At 74.7% G+C, this 16,338-nt stretch carries 12 protein-coding genes; 4 read left to right on the top strand and 8 right to left on the bottom strand.

The genetic code is table 11. The features are described 5' to 3' along the window. Positions 1–39: 39 nt before the first annotated feature. The 4 genes from ACN27B_RS19910 to ACN27B_RS19925 form a co-directional block, all read right to left on the bottom strand. On the bottom strand, positions 40–1,617 hold the full coding sequence (locus ACN27B_RS19910) for an HAD-IIIA family hydrolase (RefSeq protein ID WP_422741235.1): 1,578 nt from the start codon (positions 1,615–1,617) through the stop codon (positions 40–42). Between the two features lie 35 nt (positions 1,618–1,652). After that, positions 1,653–2,669, bottom strand: a complete 1,017-nt coding sequence (locus ACN27B_RS19915) for a glycosyltransferase family 2 protein (RefSeq protein ID WP_422741236.1) — start codon at positions 2,667–2,669, stop codon at positions 1,653–1,655. Next, positions 2,666–4,318: a carbamoyltransferase gene (locus ACN27B_RS19920; RefSeq protein ID WP_422741237.1), complete on the bottom strand. Its 1,653-nt coding sequence runs from the start codon at positions 4,316–4,318 to the stop codon at positions 2,666–2,668. The genes ACN27B_RS19915 and ACN27B_RS19920 overlap by 4 nt, the downstream gene beginning before the upstream one ends. A gap of 201 nt (positions 4,319–4,519) precedes the next feature. Beyond that, positions 4,520–5,731: a globin domain-containing protein gene (locus tag ACN27B_RS19925; protein ID WP_422741238.1), complete on the bottom strand. Its 1,212-nt coding sequence runs from the start codon at positions 5,729–5,731 to the stop codon at positions 4,520–4,522. Positions 5,732–5,894: 163 nt separating this feature from the next. Between ACN27B_RS19925 and ACN27B_RS19930 the strand changes: the two genes are divergently transcribed. Continuing rightward, positions 5,895–6,332 (top strand): RrF2 family transcriptional regulator, encoded by a 438-nt coding sequence (locus ACN27B_RS19930; RefSeq protein ID WP_091578643.1) that lies wholly within the window; start codon positions 5,895–5,897, stop codon positions 6,330–6,332. Continuing rightward, complete coding sequence (locus tag ACN27B_RS19935) at positions 6,332–6,964, top strand: class I SAM-dependent methyltransferase (RefSeq protein WP_099161718.1); 633 nt, start codon at positions 6,332–6,334, stop codon at positions 6,962–6,964. Before ACN27B_RS19930 ends, ACN27B_RS19935 begins: the two co-directional genes overlap by 1 nt. Before the next feature lie 87 nt (positions 6,965–7,051). Here ACN27B_RS19935 and ACN27B_RS19940 read toward each other — a convergent pair whose 3' ends face one another. After that, positions 7,052–8,308, bottom strand: a complete 1,257-nt coding sequence (locus ACN27B_RS19940) for a hypothetical protein (protein WP_422741239.1) — start codon at positions 8,306–8,308, stop codon at positions 7,052–7,054. Between the two features lie 96 nt (positions 8,309–8,404). Beyond that, entirely contained in the window at positions 8,405–9,058 is a 654-nt protein-coding gene (locus tag ACN27B_RS19945) for a class I SAM-dependent methyltransferase (protein ID WP_422741240.1), read from the bottom strand. A gap of 164 nt (positions 9,059–9,222) precedes the next feature. Between ACN27B_RS19945 and ACN27B_RS19950 the strand changes: the two genes are divergently transcribed. Together ACN27B_RS19950 and ACN27B_RS19955 are read left to right on the top strand one after the other, a co-directional pair. Next, the gene (locus ACN27B_RS19950) at positions 9,223–11,322 is read left to right on the top strand and encodes a DNA gyrase/topoisomerase IV subunit B (RefSeq protein WP_422741241.1); all 2,100 of its coding nucleotides are present in this window, start codon (positions 9,223–9,225) and stop codon (positions 11,320–11,322) included. A gap of 32 nt (positions 11,323–11,354) precedes the next feature. Further along, positions 11,355–13,844 (top strand): DNA gyrase/topoisomerase IV subunit A, encoded by a 2,490-nt coding sequence (locus ACN27B_RS19955; protein WP_422741242.1) that lies wholly within the window; start codon positions 11,355–11,357, stop codon positions 13,842–13,844. Positions 13,845–14,250: 406 nt separating this feature from the next. On the opposite strand, the gene ACN27B_RS19960 is transcribed toward ACN27B_RS19955, so the two are convergent. Beyond that, positions 14,251–15,588 (bottom strand): uracil-xanthine permease family protein, encoded by a 1,338-nt coding sequence (locus tag ACN27B_RS19960; RefSeq protein ID WP_422741243.1) that lies wholly within the window; start codon positions 15,586–15,588, stop codon positions 14,251–14,253. A 96-nt stretch (positions 15,589–15,684) separates the two neighbouring features. After that, positions 15,685–16,329: an alpha-ketoglutarate-dependent dioxygenase AlkB gene (locus ACN27B_RS19965; protein ID WP_396821075.1), complete on the bottom strand. Its 645-nt coding sequence runs from the start codon at positions 16,327–16,329 to the stop codon at positions 15,685–15,687. Positions 16,330–16,338: the final 9 nt, after the last annotated feature.

A 16,338-nucleotide genomic window follows, 5' to 3' on the forward strand; every position in this document is an offset into this window, starting at 1 on the left:
TTGCGGTCGTGGTCGTGGAGCGTGGTGGTGCGGGCGGGGTCAGCCGGGGGCCAGCGTGCGGACGGCGGCGACCACCCGGGCCGGGTCGAGCCCGCCCAGGCAGGGGTGCCCCGGGACCGGGCAGGCGGTGGCCCGGGTGTCGCGGCAGGGCGCGGCGGCGTCGCCGAGGCGGACCGTGGGCACCCGGTAGGGCCCCCACTGCCCGAACGGGACGGTCGGTGCGAAGAGGCTGACCACCGGGGTGCCGACGGCGGCGGCGAGGTGGGCCGGTCCGGTGTTGCCGACGACCACGCAGCGGGCGTCCGCCAGCAGCCGGGCGAGCCCGGCCAGGCCGGTCGTCCCGCCGAGGTCGACGCCACCGGCGGCGGCGACCCGGGCGGTCAGCTCCCGCTCGTCGGGACCGCCGGTGACCAGCACCCGGTGCCCGGCGGCGGCCAGCGCGGCCACGATCTCCGCGCAGTGCTGGGGCGGGCAGGCCCGGGCGGGCACCGACGCGCCCGGATGTACCACGACGTAGTCGCCGGCCGGCCGCTCCGGGACCGGCGCGTCCAGGTCGGTGCGCAGCCGGAGTCCGGGTTGGTCGTCGGGGGGCAGGGGGTAGCCTGCGGCGGCGGCGAGGGAGAGGGCGCGTTCGGGTTCGGGTACGCCGGCGGGGACGCGGTGGCGGACGTCGAGCAGGGCGCCGGGGTAGTCGTCGCTGATGGCGCTGATGTGGGGGATGCCGGCGAGGCGCAGCAGCAGGGCCAGGGGCAGGGGTGACTGGTGGAAGCTGGTGAAGATGACGGCGTCGTCGGCGTCGACGGCGGCGAGCCGGGCGGTGAGGCGCCGCATGTCCTCCGGGTCCACCGGCTCGGGGGATCCGTCGATCCAGGGCAGTGACCATTCGACGATCTCGTCGACGCCGGGCAGCAGGTCGGCGGCGGCGCGGCCACGGGGGCCGCAGAGCAGGACCACCCGGTCCGCGCCGGCCGCGACCGCGCGGATCCCGGGGCCGGTGACCAGCACGTCCCCGGCGGAGTCGCTGCGGACCACGAGCACCGTGCCGGCCCGCGTGGTCCGGGGCGTCGCCGCCCGCACCGCCCGGACCCGGCGCAGGATCTCGTCCACCGCGCCGGTCAGGCTCGGGGCGACGGCCGGCGCGGCGGCCACCTCCTCCGGCCGGGTGACCGCTGTCGGCACCAGGACGCCGGCGGCGCCGGCGGCCAGCGCCGCCGTCATGTCCCGTCCGATGTCGCCGACGACCACGCAGCGGGTCGCGACGGTGCCGAGCGCGTCGGCGGCCTGGTGCACCAGGCCGGGCGCGGGCTTGCGGCAGGCGCAGCCGTCGCCGTCGTCGTGCGGGCAGATCGCCCAGTGGTCGAACGGACCGAGCAGCTCCTCGACCCGGGCGTGCACCCGACGCATGTCCTCGGCGGTGAAGTACCCCCGCGCCAACCCCGACTGGTTGGTCACCACGGCCAACCGCAACCCGGCCGCCCGCAACCGGTCCAACGCCTCCCGCGCCCCCGGCACCGGCCGCACCTTCTCCGGATCCCCGTTGTACGGCACGTCCTCCACCAGCGTGCCGTCCCGATCCAGCAGCACCGCGTCGTACAGCGAGGGCCCGGTGGATGACATGGGCGAACAGTTGCCCTGGGACAAGGAGGTAAACATCAGCGCCCGGCCCCGACCGGCAGGGCGCGGGCGCGCCACCAGCCGCGTACCCAGTGGACGACCGCCAGCGGCGGGATCAGCGCGCTGGTCGCGACCATCGTGGCGACCTCGTGCGGGGTGCGCGGACCGGGCGCGATCCGGGCCCGGGCGAACTCGGCGGTGCCGGCCGCCCAGCCCAGCGCGGCGAGCCCGCCGAGCCCGCCGGCCGCCCGCCGCGACCGGGACGACGGTCGGGTGACGGCACGAGCCGCGACGGCGGCCAGCGCCACTGCCCCGGCGGCGGTGACCGCCACGTGCCGGGGCCGCCGACCCGGCGGCAGGTCCAACTCGGCACGCCAGCGGCGGCCGTGGAGCCGGCGCAGCAGCGCGTCGTCGGCGTTGCCCCGCTGGGTGCTCAGGCTCACCCAGCGGCTTTCCGGGCGGACCGGGTGGGTCACCCGCCGTCGGCCCCGGACCAGCTCCCAGCCGACGCGTCGGACCCGGTGGGCCAGCTCGGCGTCCTCCCGGTAGGCGCGCGGGAACCGCTCGTCGAACCCGCCGACGGCGGCGAGCGCGACCCGGCGGTACGCCATGTCGGCGGTGATCCACCGACCCTCGGCCAGGCCGGCGGTGCCGCGTTCCCAGTCGGTCGGTCGCCGGTGGGCCGGCAGCGGCACCTGCACCACGCCCTGCACACCGCCGACCCGGCCGGGCACCGCCAGGTCGGCGCGCAGCCGACGGATCCAGTCCGGCGCGGGCACCACGTCGTCGTCGAGGAAGACCACCCACTCGCCGCGGGCGGCCCGCCAGCCCAGGTTGCGGGCCGCCGCCGGGCCCGCGCCGCGTCCGGTGAGCACCTTCGCGTACGCGGTCAGCGCCCCCGGCACCGCCAGCTCGCCGGTGTCGTCGCGCCGGTCGTCGACCAGCAGCAGCTCGACCCCGGCCGGTGCGTCGTCGCCGCCGAGCTGGGCGGCGAGCGCGTCCAGCAGGGTGGCCAGGCTGGGCCGGCCCAGCGTCGGCACCACCAGGCTGATCACCGGGCACCGCCGAGCGCCGGGCGGTGCACCGCGAACGGACCCAGGGCGAGCAGGTCCACCGGCGCGGAGCCGAACAGCTCCATGGCCTCGCGCGGGGTGTCCACCATGGGCCGTCCGGCGGTGTTGAGGGACGTGTTCACCACCACCGGCAGGCCGGTGCGCCGCTCGAACTCGGCGAGCAGCTCGGCCACCAGCGGCTCGGTCTCCGGGTGCACGGTCTGCACCCGGGCGGTGCCGTCGACGTGGGTCACCGCCGGGATCCGGTCCCGCCACGCCGGCTTCACCCGGTGCACGAAGAGCATGTAGGGGCTCGGGTAGGTCCCCTCGAAGAGGTCCGCGAAGCGTTCCGCGCGCACCATCGGCGCGATCGGGCGGAACTGCTCGCGGCCCTTGACGTCGTTCATCCGGCGGGTGGTGTCCCGGTCGCCGGGGTGGGCGAGCAGCGACCGGTGCCCCAGCGCGCGTGGGCCGTACTCGCTGCGCCCCTGGTACCAGGCGACGACGCCGTTGTCGGCGAGCACCCGGGCCGCCTCGGCGGCGATCGACGCCGGCCGGGTGTAGGGCAGCGCGGCCCGACGCAGCTCCGCCTCCAGTTCCTCGTCCGACCAGCCCCGGCCGAGGTCGGCCCCGGTCATCGGAACGGACCGGTCACCCAGCTCGCCGGCGACGTGCAGGGCGGCGCCGAGCGCGGTGCCCGCGTCGCCGGCCGCCGGCTGCACCCAGACGTCGCGGTACGGGCCCTCGGCCGCGATCCGGGCGTTGGCGACGCAGTTCAACGCCACCCCGCCGGCCATGGCCAGCGTGCCGGCACCGCCGGAGGCGTCGTGGAGCCATCGGGCCAGGTCGAGGACGATCTCCTCCAGCCGCCGCTGGACGCTCGCGGCCAGGTCGGCATGCTCTTCGCCCGGCTCCGTGCCGGGGGCGACCGCCTTGGCCAGGCTCGCCCAGTCGACCGGCTCGACCCGGAAGCCGCCGTCGTCGGTGGCCCGGACCAGCTCGCGCAGCGCGTCCAGGTGCTTCGGCGTGCCGTAGGAGGCCAGCGCCATCACCTTGTACTCGTCGCTGGAGTGCAGGAAGCCGAGGTGCCGGGTGAGGTCCTCGTAGAGCAGGCCGAGCGAGTGGGGCAGCTGCTGGGAGCGCAGCGGCGTCAGCCGGCCGTCCCGGTAGACGCCGGCCAGGTGGCTGGTGACCTCGCCCCGCCCGTCGAGCACGAGCACCGCGGTGTCGTCCCCGGCCGGCGGCGCGGCCAGCCCGGCGGAGGCGGCGTGCGCCACGTGGTGCGGCACGAAGCGCACCTTGTCCGGGTCGAGGCCGGGCAGCGCGGCGGCGAGGAACTGCGGTGCGCGACGCGCGTAGTCGACCCGCAGCCAGTCCCAGGGGTCGGCGAGGCCCAGGTCGGCGGCGTCGCGGCAGAGCCCGGGGTCGAACGAGTACGCGACCGCGTCCAGGCTGTCCACGTCGACGTTCGCGCTGGCCAGGCACCAGGCGGCGGCCAGCTCGGGCAGCTCCCAGGCGGAGAAGGGCACGGGTCGCTTGCCGTGCTTGCGACGGCTGAACCGCTCCTCCTCGGCGGCGGCCACCACCCGGCCGTCGACGACCAGTGCGGCGGCCGGGTCGTGGAAGATCGCATTGATGCCCAGGACACGCATGGCAGGACCCCTACCCCGGCGATCCGCCCCTAACCTGAAGGTCATCGACTTCTCTGCAACGTGGTATCTCCGCTGTGGAGGTTCCGGTAAGCCCTGGTCGCGGCCGGGACGGCCATCGTCGCTGGAAAAGGGGGCTGTGGAGTCCTGTTTTCGGGGCGTCGGTGGGACGGGCGCCGGCCGGCGCCCGTCCCACCGGGTCGGTCAGGCCGGCAGCATCCCCGGGCCGAACACCTCGTAGGCGATCCGGTCGGCCGGCACCCCGCGCCGCAGCAGATCGCCACGGACCGCGTTCATGAACGGGATCGGCCCGCACAGGTGCGCCGAGACCCCGATTGCGACCGGGATCCGCTCCGGCTCGACCAGACCGGGGGACACCTCCGCCTTCAGCCCGGGCAGGTCCGCGCCGACGGCGTCCTCGTACCAGAGCTGGACGGTGAGATTCGGCAGCCGCTCCTGGAACGCGGGCAGCTCGTGGCGCAGCGCGTGCGCGGCGGGGGCCCGGTCGGCGTGCGCCACCGTCACCTGGCGGCCGGGGTCGCGGTCGGCCAACCGGGCCAGCGCCGCCATCGCCGGGGTGAGCCCGATGCCGGCGCTGACCAGCAGCAGCGGTCCGCCGTCACCGGTGGCGTCGACCTCGCCGAAGGCCGGGCTCAACCGGAGCGTGTCGCCGACGACCACGCGCTCGTGCAGGTGTCCGGACACCAGACCGTCGGGCGCGCCGGCCGTGCCGCGTACCCGCTTCACGGTGATCCGCCACCGGTCGGCGCCGGGCCGGCCGGAGAGGCTGTACTGGCGGATCTGCCGACCCCGGCCGCCGTCCAGGTCGACCGCCACCGAGACGTAGCTGCCGGGGGTGAAGTCGGGCGCGACGCCGCCGTCGGCCGGCGCGAGGGTGAACGAGACGACGTCGGTGGTCTCCCGGGCCCGCCCGGTCACCCGCCAGTCCCGCCAGACCGGGCCGCCCTCGGGCACGCCGGCCCCGGCGTAGAGCCGCGCCTCGCGGGCGATCAGCTCGCACGCCAGCAGCCAGTAGACCTCGTCCCAGGCGGCGGCGACCGACGGGGTCACGGCGTCGCCGAGCACCTCGCCGACCGCGGCCAGCAGGTGCCGGCCGACGATCGGGTACTGGGTGGCGGTGATCCCGAGGGAGGCGTGCTTGTGCGCGATCCGGTCCAGCACCGGCCCCCAGGGCGCGCCGGCGTCGCCGGTCAGGTGCCCGGCGTACGCGGCCACGGCGGCGGCGAGGGCGGCCTTCTGCTGCCCGTTCGCCTGGTTGCCCCGGTTGAACAGGTCGAGCAGCTCCGGGTGGGCGTCGAACATCCGCTGGTAGAACCGGCCGGTGATCGCCTCGCCGTGTGCCCGCACGGCGGGCAGGGTCGCCGTCACCACGGCGGCGGAGGATTCCGAGAGCACGACTGAGTCTCCTTCTGGCGTCGAACGGGTCGATCACCACGAAACAGGAATCCAAGATTCCGCTTTAGGGTCGAAGGTCCCGGGGCCGAGGTGGCGCCGGTCACCCCGACAGCGCGGCGATCTGCCCGTGTCGCGGACGGCGTCGACTGGCTAGGGTCGGGGCGTGAGGCTCAACCGGTCGACCGACATGGCGCTGCGCATCGCCATGCTGACCGCCGCGTCCCCGGTCCGCGCCACGGTGGACGAACTCGCGACCCGACTCGCGCTGCCCCGCAGCCACGTCGCCAAGGTGGTGCAACGGTTGCAGCGGCTCGGCGTCCTGGTGACCATCCGGGGCCGCTCCGGCGGGGTGGCCTTCGCCGAGCACGCCGGCGAGCTGACCGTGGGCCAGGTGGTCCGGGCCTTCGAGGGCGACGACGAGGTGGTCAACTGCCACGAGCCGGCCTGCCCGCTGGTCGCCGGCTGCCGACTGCGCGGCGAACTGCGCCGCGCCCAGGCCGCGTTCCTCGCCGTCCTCGACGGGGTGCGCCTCGGCGACCTGGTGGACGGCGCGGCCGGCCCGCTCCTGCTCAGCCTCGGCGCTCCGCCGGCGGGTCGCTGATGGGCGTCTCCCACCCGATCTTCGCCCGGCTCTTCGCCCGGGCCAGCGTCGCCCTGGACGAGGCCGGCGTCGCCGCGCACCGGCGGCGGCTGGTCGCCGGGCTGCGCGGTCGGGTGGTCGAGGTCGGCGCCGGCAACGGACGCAACCTGCCGCACTACCCGCCGACCGTGACCGGGGTCCTCGCCGTCGAGCCGGAGCCGCGCCTGCGCGCGCTGGCCCGCGCCGCCGCGCCCGCCGCCCGGGTGCCGGTGACCGTGGCCGCCGGCCTGGCCGAGGCGCTTCCGGTCGCCGACGGCGCCGCCGACGCGGTGGTGTTCTCCCTGGTCCTCTGCTCGGTGCCGGACCAGGCGGTGGCGCTGGCCGAGGCGCGCCGGGTGCTCCGGCCCGGCGGTGAGCTGCGTTTCTACGAGCACGTGGTGGCGCAGACACCGGGCCTGCGCCGGGCCCAACGCGTGGCCGACGCGACGCTCTGGCCGCTGTTCTGCGCCGGCTGCCACACCGCCCGGGACACCGTGGCGGCGATCGGCGCCGCCGGCTTCACCGTCACCGGGCTGGACCGGTTCCGCTTCCCCGAGGCCGGGCTCCCGGCGCCGGCCTCGCCGCACGTGCTCGGCACGGCGATCCGGGCCTGACTCGCCGGCCTCGCCGCACGTGCTCGGCACGGCCGTCCGGGCCCGACCGCCCGGCGCCCCGGGAAACGGGACGCCGGGCGACCGGGGTCAGCCGACGCTGACCGTGCCGTCCGGGGCGCGGACGCAGGACACGCTGCGGGCGCCGGTCGCCGCCGCGCCGCTCAGGCACCGGCCGAGCACCTGGTGCCCGGCGGCGCTCGGGTGCCACGACTCCTGGCAGGTCTGGAAGTAGGTGCCGCAGGCGTTCGCGATCCGCTGGATGTCGAGCTTGTCCTTGCCGGAGAGGCTGGTGACGAAGACGCCGGTCGGACCGTCCATCAGGCGGATCGGGGTGGCCAGGGCGTTCGCCGGGCTCCCCGCCGACTCGCAGAGCCGAGCGCCGTCGAACGCGCGTTGCACGTTGAGGTAGACCAGGTCGTCGGTCGGGAACTCGGCGGCCAGCGTGCCACGCACCGAACTGACCAGCGTGCCGAGCCCCTGGGAGAACCGCTGGCCGGGCGCCAGGCTGGCCCGGTGGATCGGGCACCCGGCCGCGTACCGCTCGGCGCCCAGGGCGCGGAACTTGTCCCGGGTGTCGTCCCGGCTGTCCTCGCTCCAGTAGCTCTGGTCCAGCTCGGACGGCAGCGGGTTGGTGTAGTCCTGGAACACCACCCGGTGCTGGCCGTCGGCGTCGACCTGGTCGAGCGTGGTGAGCAGCTGCCGCAGCGCGGCGGTGGTCTCCGCGGTCGCGGCGGAGAACTGCGCGGCCGTGCCCAGGTCGGCGTCGCTGCACGGCTTCTGCTCCACCGGGCCGCCCAGATACGCCCAGAACTCCCACCAGCCGGTCCACGCGTCGGCGATGAACCGGTTGGCGCACTTCTCCGCCACGCTGCCGAAGGTGAACGAGCTGTTGTTCGAGCCGAGGCCGACCAGCACCAGGTCGATGTCGTGGGTCTGCGCCACCGCCCGCAGCTGGTCGAGCTGGGCGGCCACCTGCCGACCCTTCGCCCGGGTGGCCGAGGCGTTGGCGATGTCGTACGGCTGCCCGCCCGAGCAGGCCAGGTTGAACCGGGCGGCGATGCCCGGCAGCTCGGCCCGGAACAGTGAGGCGTTCGGCGAGCGGTGGCAGAAGTAGGCGTTGGCGTTCGCCGCCGACCAGCCGGGGAAGCCCTGGGCCACCCCGTTGACGTCGACCACCGGCGCGTACGCCCCGGCGCCCTCGCCGCTGATGAAGCTGTCACCCAACGCCACCGCGGCGGTGGGCAGCGCCGCGGCGGCGGGCGGGGCCGGCGCCACCGCGGCCGGCAGTGCCACCGCGGCGACGGCCATCGCCGCCGCGAGCACGGTACGACGGAACACGGACATGCCCGACCTCCCCCTCACACATCGAAATGTGAAAGATTCTTCAAGGAGGCGATCAGATCACGGGCGTGTGACGGGCGTCAATGGCCCGACACCGGCTCACGAACGGTGGAACTCCGCGCGCCACCGCAGCCCGCCGTCCGGCGCGGTGATCTCCTCGACCGGTCCCGGGGTGAGCCCCGCCGCGCCGAACGACTCGACCTCGGCGCGGGTCAGCGGCCACGGCGGACCGTCCACCGCCTCGCCGGGGCGTCGGCCCGCCGCGATCACCAGCAGCATCCCGCGCGGCGCCACCAGCCGCCCCACCGCGGCCGTGGCCCGCGCGCGCAGCCCGACCGGCAACGCCTGCACGTTCATGCTCTCCAGCACCAGGTCGAAGCCGCCCGCCCAGTCGGCCGGCGGGTCGAACAGGTCGGCCACCTCGTAGCGGACCGGCGATCCGGCGTGCCGCCGCCGCGCCGCCCGCACCGCGGTCGGGGAGACGTCGAAGGCCACCGTCGTGAACCCCAGGCCGGCCAGGTGCTCGGCATCCCGGCCGAAGCCGCACCCGACCACCACCGCACGGCGCCCGGACCCGTCCGGGCGCACCCGCCCGGTCCACTCCGCGAGCAGGGAATGCGGCGCCGCCAGGTCCCAGGGCACCTCGGCCGCACCCCGCTCGGCGTCGGCGTAGAGCCGCTCGAACCGGCCGATCGCGTCGTCCTCGGCCGACGGCCGGGAAGACGATCCCTGGCTCGCGTCGTTGACGTGCATGGACGCCTCCCCGCTCCGGGCGCCGCCGTATCCGGTGGCGGCACCGACCCGGCCCGCAGGGTAACCGGACAACGCACCGCACCCGGTGACACGGACCTGTCGGAGCGCCGGGCTAGGCTCGCTCCGGCGCGCCGCGCCCGGCGATCGCCGTGGGGGATCACACGGTGAACGGCACCACCACCGCCGAGACCTGGGAGTACGACCAGTTGACCGCACAGCCTGAGACGCTCTACGGCGCCGACGACCTCACCCACCTGGAGGGGCTCGACGCCGTCCGCAAACGCCCCGGCATGTACATCGGGTCGACCGACAGTCGTGGCGTGGGTCACCTCGTCAACGAGATCCTCGACAACTCGACCGACGAGGGTGTCGCGGGTCACGCCACGAAGGTCGACGTGATCCTGCACGCCGACGGGTCGGTCCAGGTCGACGACGACGGCCGGGGCATCCCCACCGACGTGCACGCCAAGTCCGGCATCTCCGGCGTCGAGCTGGTGCTGACCCGGCTGCACGCCGGCGGCAAGTTCGGCGGCTCGGGCTACAAGACCTCCGGCGGCCTGCACGGCGTCGGCGCCTCCGCCGTCAACGCGCTCTCCCGCCGGTTCGACGTCACCGTCCGCCGGGGCGGCAAGGTCCACGCCATGTCGTTCCGCCACGGCGTACCCGGGATCTTCGACGGCGACGGCCCGGACGCGCCGTTCACCCCCGGCCCCGGCCTGCAGATCGTCGGCGCGATGAAGCGCGGCCAGCGCACCGGCACCTCGATCCGCTGGTGGCACGACCCCCGCTACTTCGAGACCGGGGCCGCGCTCGACACCGAGGCGGTCCGGCTCAAGCTGCGCAACACCGCCTTCCTGGTCCCCGGCGTGGCCTACCGGCTGCGCGACGAGACCGGCGAGGAGGCGGTCGAGGAGCGCTTCCACTTCCCCGACGGCCTCACCGACATGGTGGAGTTCCTCTCCCCGGCCGGCGACCGTCCGGTCTCCGGCACGCTCCTGGTCACCGGCGAGGGCACCTACCGCGAGAACGCCGCCGACGCCAACGGCGTGATGCAGTCCAACGTGCAGCGCCGGGCCGAGGTCGAGATCGCGTTCCGCTGGGGCACCGGCTACGAGCGCACCGTGGAGTGCTTCACCAACACCATCCGCAACGCGCACGGCGGCACCCACCGCAAGGGCTTCGAGCGGGCCCTGGCCCGCACCCTGGCCGACGCCGCCCGCGCCGCCCGCGGCCTGCTCAAGCCCAAGGAGGACGCGCCCACCCTGGACGACGTCCTGGAGGGCATGACCGCTGTGGTGCACGTGCGCATCCCGGAGCCGCAGTTCACCTCGCAGACCAAGGACGAGCTCTCCACCGCCGGCATCACCAAGGTGCTCCAGGGCCTGGTCGAGGCGCACCTCAAGAGCTGGCTGGAGGACCGTCGCACCAAGGCCGAGGCCCGCACGGTGCTCCAGAAGATCGTCGACGCGGCCCGGGTCCGGCTCACCCAGAAGCAGCAGAAGGACGCCGCCCGCCGCAAGACCGCGCTGGAGGGCGCGGCGATGCCGGCGAAGCTGGTCGACTGCCGGGCCACCGGCGTCGAGCGCAGCGAGCTGTTCATCGTGGAGGGCGACAGCGCGTTGGGCACGAGCCGGATGGCCCGCTCCTCGGAATACCAGGCGCTGCTGCCCATCCGCGGCAAGATCCTCAACGTGCAGAAGGCCAACCTCCAGCAGGTGCTGGACAACGCCGAGTGCGCGGCGATCGTGCAGGTGCTCGGCGCCGGCTCCGGCCGCACGTTCGACCTGTCCACGATGCGCTACGGCCGGGTCCTGATCATGGCCGACGCGGACGTCGACGGCGCGCACATCCGGACGCTGCTGATCACGCTGTTCGCCCGCTACATGCGACCGTTGATCGAGGCCGGCCGGCTCTACGCGGCGATGCCGCCCCTGCACAAGATCACCACCAGGGGGCGCAACCCGCAGACCGTCTACACCTACACCCAGGCCGAGATGGAGGCGACGGTCCGCAAGCTGGAGAAGGCCGGCAAGCAGATCGTCACCCCGATCCCGCGTTTCAAGGGCCTCGGTGAGATGGACGCCGACGAGCTCTGGGACACCACCATGAACCCGGCCACCCGGGCGGTCCGGCGGATCACGCTCGACGACGTCGAGGCCGCCGAGCGGATCCTCGAACTGCTCATGGGGGAGAAGGTCGAGCCGCGTCGCAACTGGCTGATCGACTCCGCCGACCGCGTCGACCGCGACGCCATCGACGCCTGACCCTCGGGTTCGTTTCGGAAGGAAGCTGCACCATGGCACGCCGCAAGGACGACCGCGCCAAGGCGGACCTCTCCGCCTTCGACCAGGCCGGCGCCCGGGTCTTCGACAACCCGCTGGTCACCGAGGTCTCGGACTCCTACCTGGAGTACGCGTTCTCGGTCATCCACTCCCGGGCCCTGCCGGACGCCCGGGACGGGCTCAAGCCGGTGCACCGGCGCATCCTCTGGTCGATGTACGAGCAGGGCCACCGCCCGGACCGGGGCCACGTCAAGAGCGCCCGGATCGTCGGTGACGTCATGGGCAAATACCACCCGCACGGCGACACCGCGATCTACGACGCGATGGTGCGGCTGGCGCAGGACTTCTCGCTCAACGTCCCGCTCATCGACGGGCACGGCAACTTCGGGTCCCCGGACGACGGACCGGCGGCGGCGCGCTACACCGAGGCCCGGATGTCCCGGGAGGCGATGCTGCTCACCGGCGAGCTGGGTGAGGACACCGTCGACGTCGAGCCCAACTACGACGGCTCGCTGACCCAGCCCACCGTGCTGCCGGCGGCCTTCCCGAACCTGTTGGTCAACGGCGCGTCCGGGATCGCGGTCGGCATGGCGACCAACATGATCCCGCACAACCTCGGCGAGGTGGTGCAGGCCGCCCGCTGGCTGATCAACCACCCGGACGCCACGCTGGACAAGCTCATGGAGTTCGTGCCCGGGCCCGACCTGCCCACCGGCGGGCTGCTGCTGGGCCTGGACGAGGTGCGCCGGGCGTACGAGACCGGGCGCGGCGTGGTGCGGATGCGCGGCCGGGTGCAGATCGGCCCGCTGGAGGGCAGCCGCGGCCGGCAGGGCATCACCGTCACCGAGCTGCCCTACGGCGTGGGCGCCGAGAAGGTCATCGCGGCCATCACCAACGAGGTCAACAAGACCAAGCGGCTGACCGGCATCGCCGACGTCAAGGACCTGACCGACCGGGAGAACGGCACCCGCCTCGTCGTCGAGTGCAAGGTCGGCGTCAACCCGCAGGCGCTGCTGGCCGACCTCTACCGGCTCACCCCGCTGGAGCAGTCGTTCGGCGTGAACAACCTGGTGCTGGTGGACGGCCAGCCGCGCACGCTCGGGCTCAAGGAGCTGCTCGAGGTGTTCCTGTCGCACCGCTACGAGGTGGTGACCCGCCGCAGCTCCTACCGCAAGCGCAAGCGGGAGGAGCGGCTGCACCTGGTCGACGGCCTGCTGGTGGCGCTGCTCGACATCGACCGGGTGGTCAAGCTGATCCGGGCGAGCGAGGACGCCCAGGCGGCCAGGGACGGCCTGATGCAGAAGTTCAAGCTCTCCGAGATCCAGGCCGGCTACATCCTGGACACCCCGCTGCGTCGGCTGACCAGGTACGACCGGCTGGAGCTGGAGGCGGAGCAGGAGAAGCTGCGCGGCGAGATCGCCGAGCTGTCGAAGATCCTCGACGACCCGAAGGTGCTGCGGAAGCTGGTCTCGGACGAGCTGGCCGCGGTGGTCAGGCAGTTCGGCGCCGAGCGGCGCACCACGCTCGTGGACGGCGACCTCAAGGAGGTCCTCGCGGCATCGGTGCCGGCCGGCCCGCTGGAGGTCGCCGACGACCCGTGCCAGGTGATCCTCTCCGCTACCGGCCTGGTGGCCCGCACCGCGGCCGAGTCGGAGGAGGCCGCCGAGGCGCGCCGGCGCAGCGGCCGGGTCAAGCACGACGCGGTACGCGCCGTCGTCCACTCCACGGCCCGCGGCCGGGTGCTGGTGGTGACCAGCGCCGGCCGGGCGTTCAAGATCGACGTCCTGCCGTTGCCGGTGCTGCCGGAGCAGTCCGGCACCGTGTCGCTGCGTGGCGGCATGTCGGCGGCCGAGCTGGTGCCGTTGGAGCCGGGGGAGACGGTCGTCGGGCTGGCCCCGCTGGGTCCGTCCGCGCCGGGGTCACCCGGCCTGGCGCTCGGCACCCGGCAGGGCGTGGTGAAGGTCTGCGCACCGGACTGGCCGGTCCGCTCGGACGAGTTCGAGGTGATCTCGCTGCGCGACGGCGACGAGGTGGTCGGGGCGACCTGGCTGACCGACGCCGCCGAGACGCTGGCGTTCGTCTCCTCGGAGGCGTCGCTGCTGCGTTTCCCGGCGTCCCTGGTCCGACCGCAGGGTCCCAAGGGGGGCGGGATGGCCGGCATCAGCCTGCCGGCCGGCGCCCGGGTGGTCTTCTTCGGCGCCGTCCGCACCGACGACGCGACGCACGGCGAGCCGATGGTGGTCACCTCGACCGGCGCCACGGTGAAGGTGACGCCGTTCAAGGCCTACCCGGCGAAGGGCCGGGCGACCGGCGGCGTTCGGGCCCAGCGGTTCCTCAAGGGTGAGACCGACCTGTCGGTGGCCTGGATCGGCCCCCGCCCGGTGGGCGCCACGGCCAACGGCGACCCGGTGGAGCTGCCGCCGGCCGACCCGCGCCGCGACGGCTCCGGTTTCGCCGTGATGCTCGGCCCCACCGTCGTCGGCCACCACATCGACCGCGACTGACCCGCACCCGCCCGCCGGGCGGGGCTCGGCCTCGCCGAGCAGCGGTTCAGCGCCATCCTCGACCGGCCGAACCGACCCGCGACCGGTGCCCGCATCGGGCGCGCACGGCAGCCGTCGGGCGGAGTGCTCACCGTCGGTAGCCGCGCGGGCGAGCACACCACCAGAGAGCGATATACCGCTGGGTCATAAATATGACTCAGCGGTATATCGGCCGAAGATGGTCAACCGTCCCGCGGGAGAGGCCGTGGGTGTCCGGGTCCCGGAGCACCTGTTCCTCGCGCAGGCGGGCCGCCGCGGCCCCGGCCCTGCGGAGCCGGCGTGGCCCGGCCTGGTCCGGCGTGGCCCGGCCTGGCTCGGCGTGGCCCGGCCTGGTCCGCCTCGGCCCGGCCGACCCGGCCGGCTCCGGTCAGAGTTCGGGTTCGGGGCCTCGGCGGGACTCCGGGGTGGTGCCGCGCAGGCGGGCGATCAGGCGCATGCCGTGATAGATCACCAGTGCGGCGGCGGTGCCCAGGGCGATGCCGTTGAAGGACAGATCCCCGGCGGTGAGCGTGTAGTTGGCGGCGCCGACGATCACCGCGACCGCGGCGGTCAGCAGGTTGACCGGGTCGTGGAAGTCGACCCGCCCCTCGATCCAGATCCGGGCCCCCAGGATGGCGATCAGGCCGTACAACGCGGTGGTGGCCCCACCGAGCACGCCGGCCGGCACGGTGAGGATCAGCGCGCCGAACTTCGGGCAGAGCCCGAGCAGGATCGCGGTGCCGCCGGCCACCCAGTAGGCGGCCGTCGAGTAGACCCGGGTGGCCGCCATCACGCCGATGTTCTCCGCGTACGTGGTGGTGCCGGAGCCGCCGCCGGAGCCGGCGAGCACGGTGGCGACACCGTCGCCGAGGAAAGCCCGGCCCATGTCCCGGTCGAGGTTGCGGCCGGTCATCGCGGCGACCGCCTTGACGTGCCCCGCGTTCTCCGCGATCAGCACCAGGATCACCGGGATGACCAGGACCACGGCCCGGAGGCTGAAGCTCGGGGTGTGGAACTCCGGCAGGCCGACCCAGGCGGCCTGCCGCAACCCGCTGACCGCCTGCTGGTCGAGCTGACCGGTCAGCGCGGCGAGCACCCAGCCGACCCCCACGCCGAGCAGGATCGACAGCCGGGCCAGGAAGCCGCGGAAGACGACCGTGGTGACCAGGATCGCGGCCAGGGTGACCAGGGCGATCAGCGGTTGCGCCTTGACGCCGGTGCCGGCGCCGCCGCCGTCCCAGGCGACCGGCGCGAGGTTCAGGCCGATCAGCGCGACGATCGCGCCGGTGACCACCGGGGGCATCAGCGCATCGATCCAGCGGGCGCCGGCCAGGTGGACCACCACACCGACCAGGGCGAGCGCGACGCCGGCGACGACGATGCCGCCGAGCGCGGCGCCGATCCCGCCGCCGGTCTTGGCGGCCAGGACCGGGGCGATGAACGCGAACGACGACCCGAGGTACGACGGCAGCCGGTTGCCGGTGATCAGCAGGAACAGCAGCGTGCCGATGCCGGAGAAGAAGAGCGTGGTGGCCGGCGGGAAGCCGGTGATCAACGGGACGGTGAAGGTGGCGCCGAACATGGCGACGACGTGCTGCACGCCCACACCGACGGTGCGCGGCCAGGAGAGCCGTTCGTCGGGGCGGACCACGTCGCCGGGGCGGACCGAGCGGCCGTCGCCGTGCAGGGCCCACGGGGACCGGCGGGTGGTGGGGGACTGGGTCATCGGTCGCCCTTTCCGTCGTCGGGTGACGGGGGCGTGATCGACCCTGGGAGTTGTTTCTAGCACGGAGTCGGCCCACGGGAGGGCCCGGGCCGGTGGTCAGGCCACCCCGGCGGGTCGGAACTGGACGCTGACCCGGGGGCCGACCGGGCGGGCGGTCTTCGGCACGGCGTGCTCCCAGGTGCGCTGGCAGGAGCCGCCCATCACCACCAGGTCGCCGTGACCGAGGGGGAAGCGCAGGCTGGAGCCACCGCCGCCGCGCGGACGCAGCAGCAGCTGGCGGGGGGAGCCGAACGAGACGATCGCCACCATGGTGTCGGTGTGCGCGGAGCGGCCCTGGGTGTCGCCGTGCCAGGCGACGCTGTCCCGGCCGTCGCGGTAGAGGCACATGCCGGCGGTGACGAACGGCTCGCCCAGTTCGGGCGCGTAGTGCCGGGTGAGGGCGTCGCGCGCGGCGGTGAGCACCGGGTGCGGCAGCGGCCGGCCGGCGGCATACCAGCAGAGCAGGCGTGGCACGTCGACCTCGGTGTCGTACATGGTGCGGCGCTCGGCCCGCCACGGTACGTCGCGCCGCAGCGTGTCGAGCACCGCGTCGGAGCCGCGCACCCAGCCGGGCAGGTGGTCGACCCAGGCGCCCCGGCTCAGCTCGTGGCGGCGCGGCCCGGTCGGCCCGGCGAGCGGGCCCAGGGTCGGGCCCTGCTCGGCCAGGTCGAGCATCGAGGGCTGGTACGCGACGTCGGACACGTCGCCGAT

It is taken from the genome of Micromonospora sp. WMMD754 (assembly GCF_049315235.1).
GTDB lineage: Bacteria > Actinomycetota > Actinomycetes > Mycobacteriales > Micromonosporaceae > Micromonospora > Micromonospora sediminicola.

Coding starts and splice junctions, on each gene's coding strand:
- ACN27B_RS19910 (WP_422741235.1), bottom strand. CDS start 1,617: ATGTCATCCACCGGGCCCTCGCTGTACGACGCGGTGCTGCTGGATCGG.
- ACN27B_RS19920 (WP_422741237.1), bottom strand. CDS start 4,318: ATGCGTGTCCTGGGCATCAATGCGATCTTCCACGACCCGGCCGCCGCA.
- ACN27B_RS19935 (WP_099161718.1), top strand. CDS start 6,332: ATGGGCGTCTCCCACCCGATCTTCGCCCGGCTCTTCGCCCGGGCCAGC.
- ACN27B_RS19940 (WP_422741239.1), bottom strand. CDS start 8,308: ATGTCCGTGTTCCGTCGTACCGTGCTCGCGGCGGCGATGGCCGTCGCC.
- ACN27B_RS19945 (WP_422741240.1), bottom strand. CDS start 9,058: ATGCACGTCAACGACGCGAGCCAGGGATCGTCTTCCCGGCCGTCGGCC.
- ACN27B_RS19955 (WP_422741242.1), top strand. CDS start 11,355: ATGGCACGCCGCAAGGACGACCGCGCCAAGGCGGACCTCTCCGCCTTC.
- ACN27B_RS19960 (WP_422741243.1), bottom strand. CDS start 15,588: ATGACCCAGTCCCCCACCACCCGCCGGTCCCCGTGGGCCCTGCACGGC.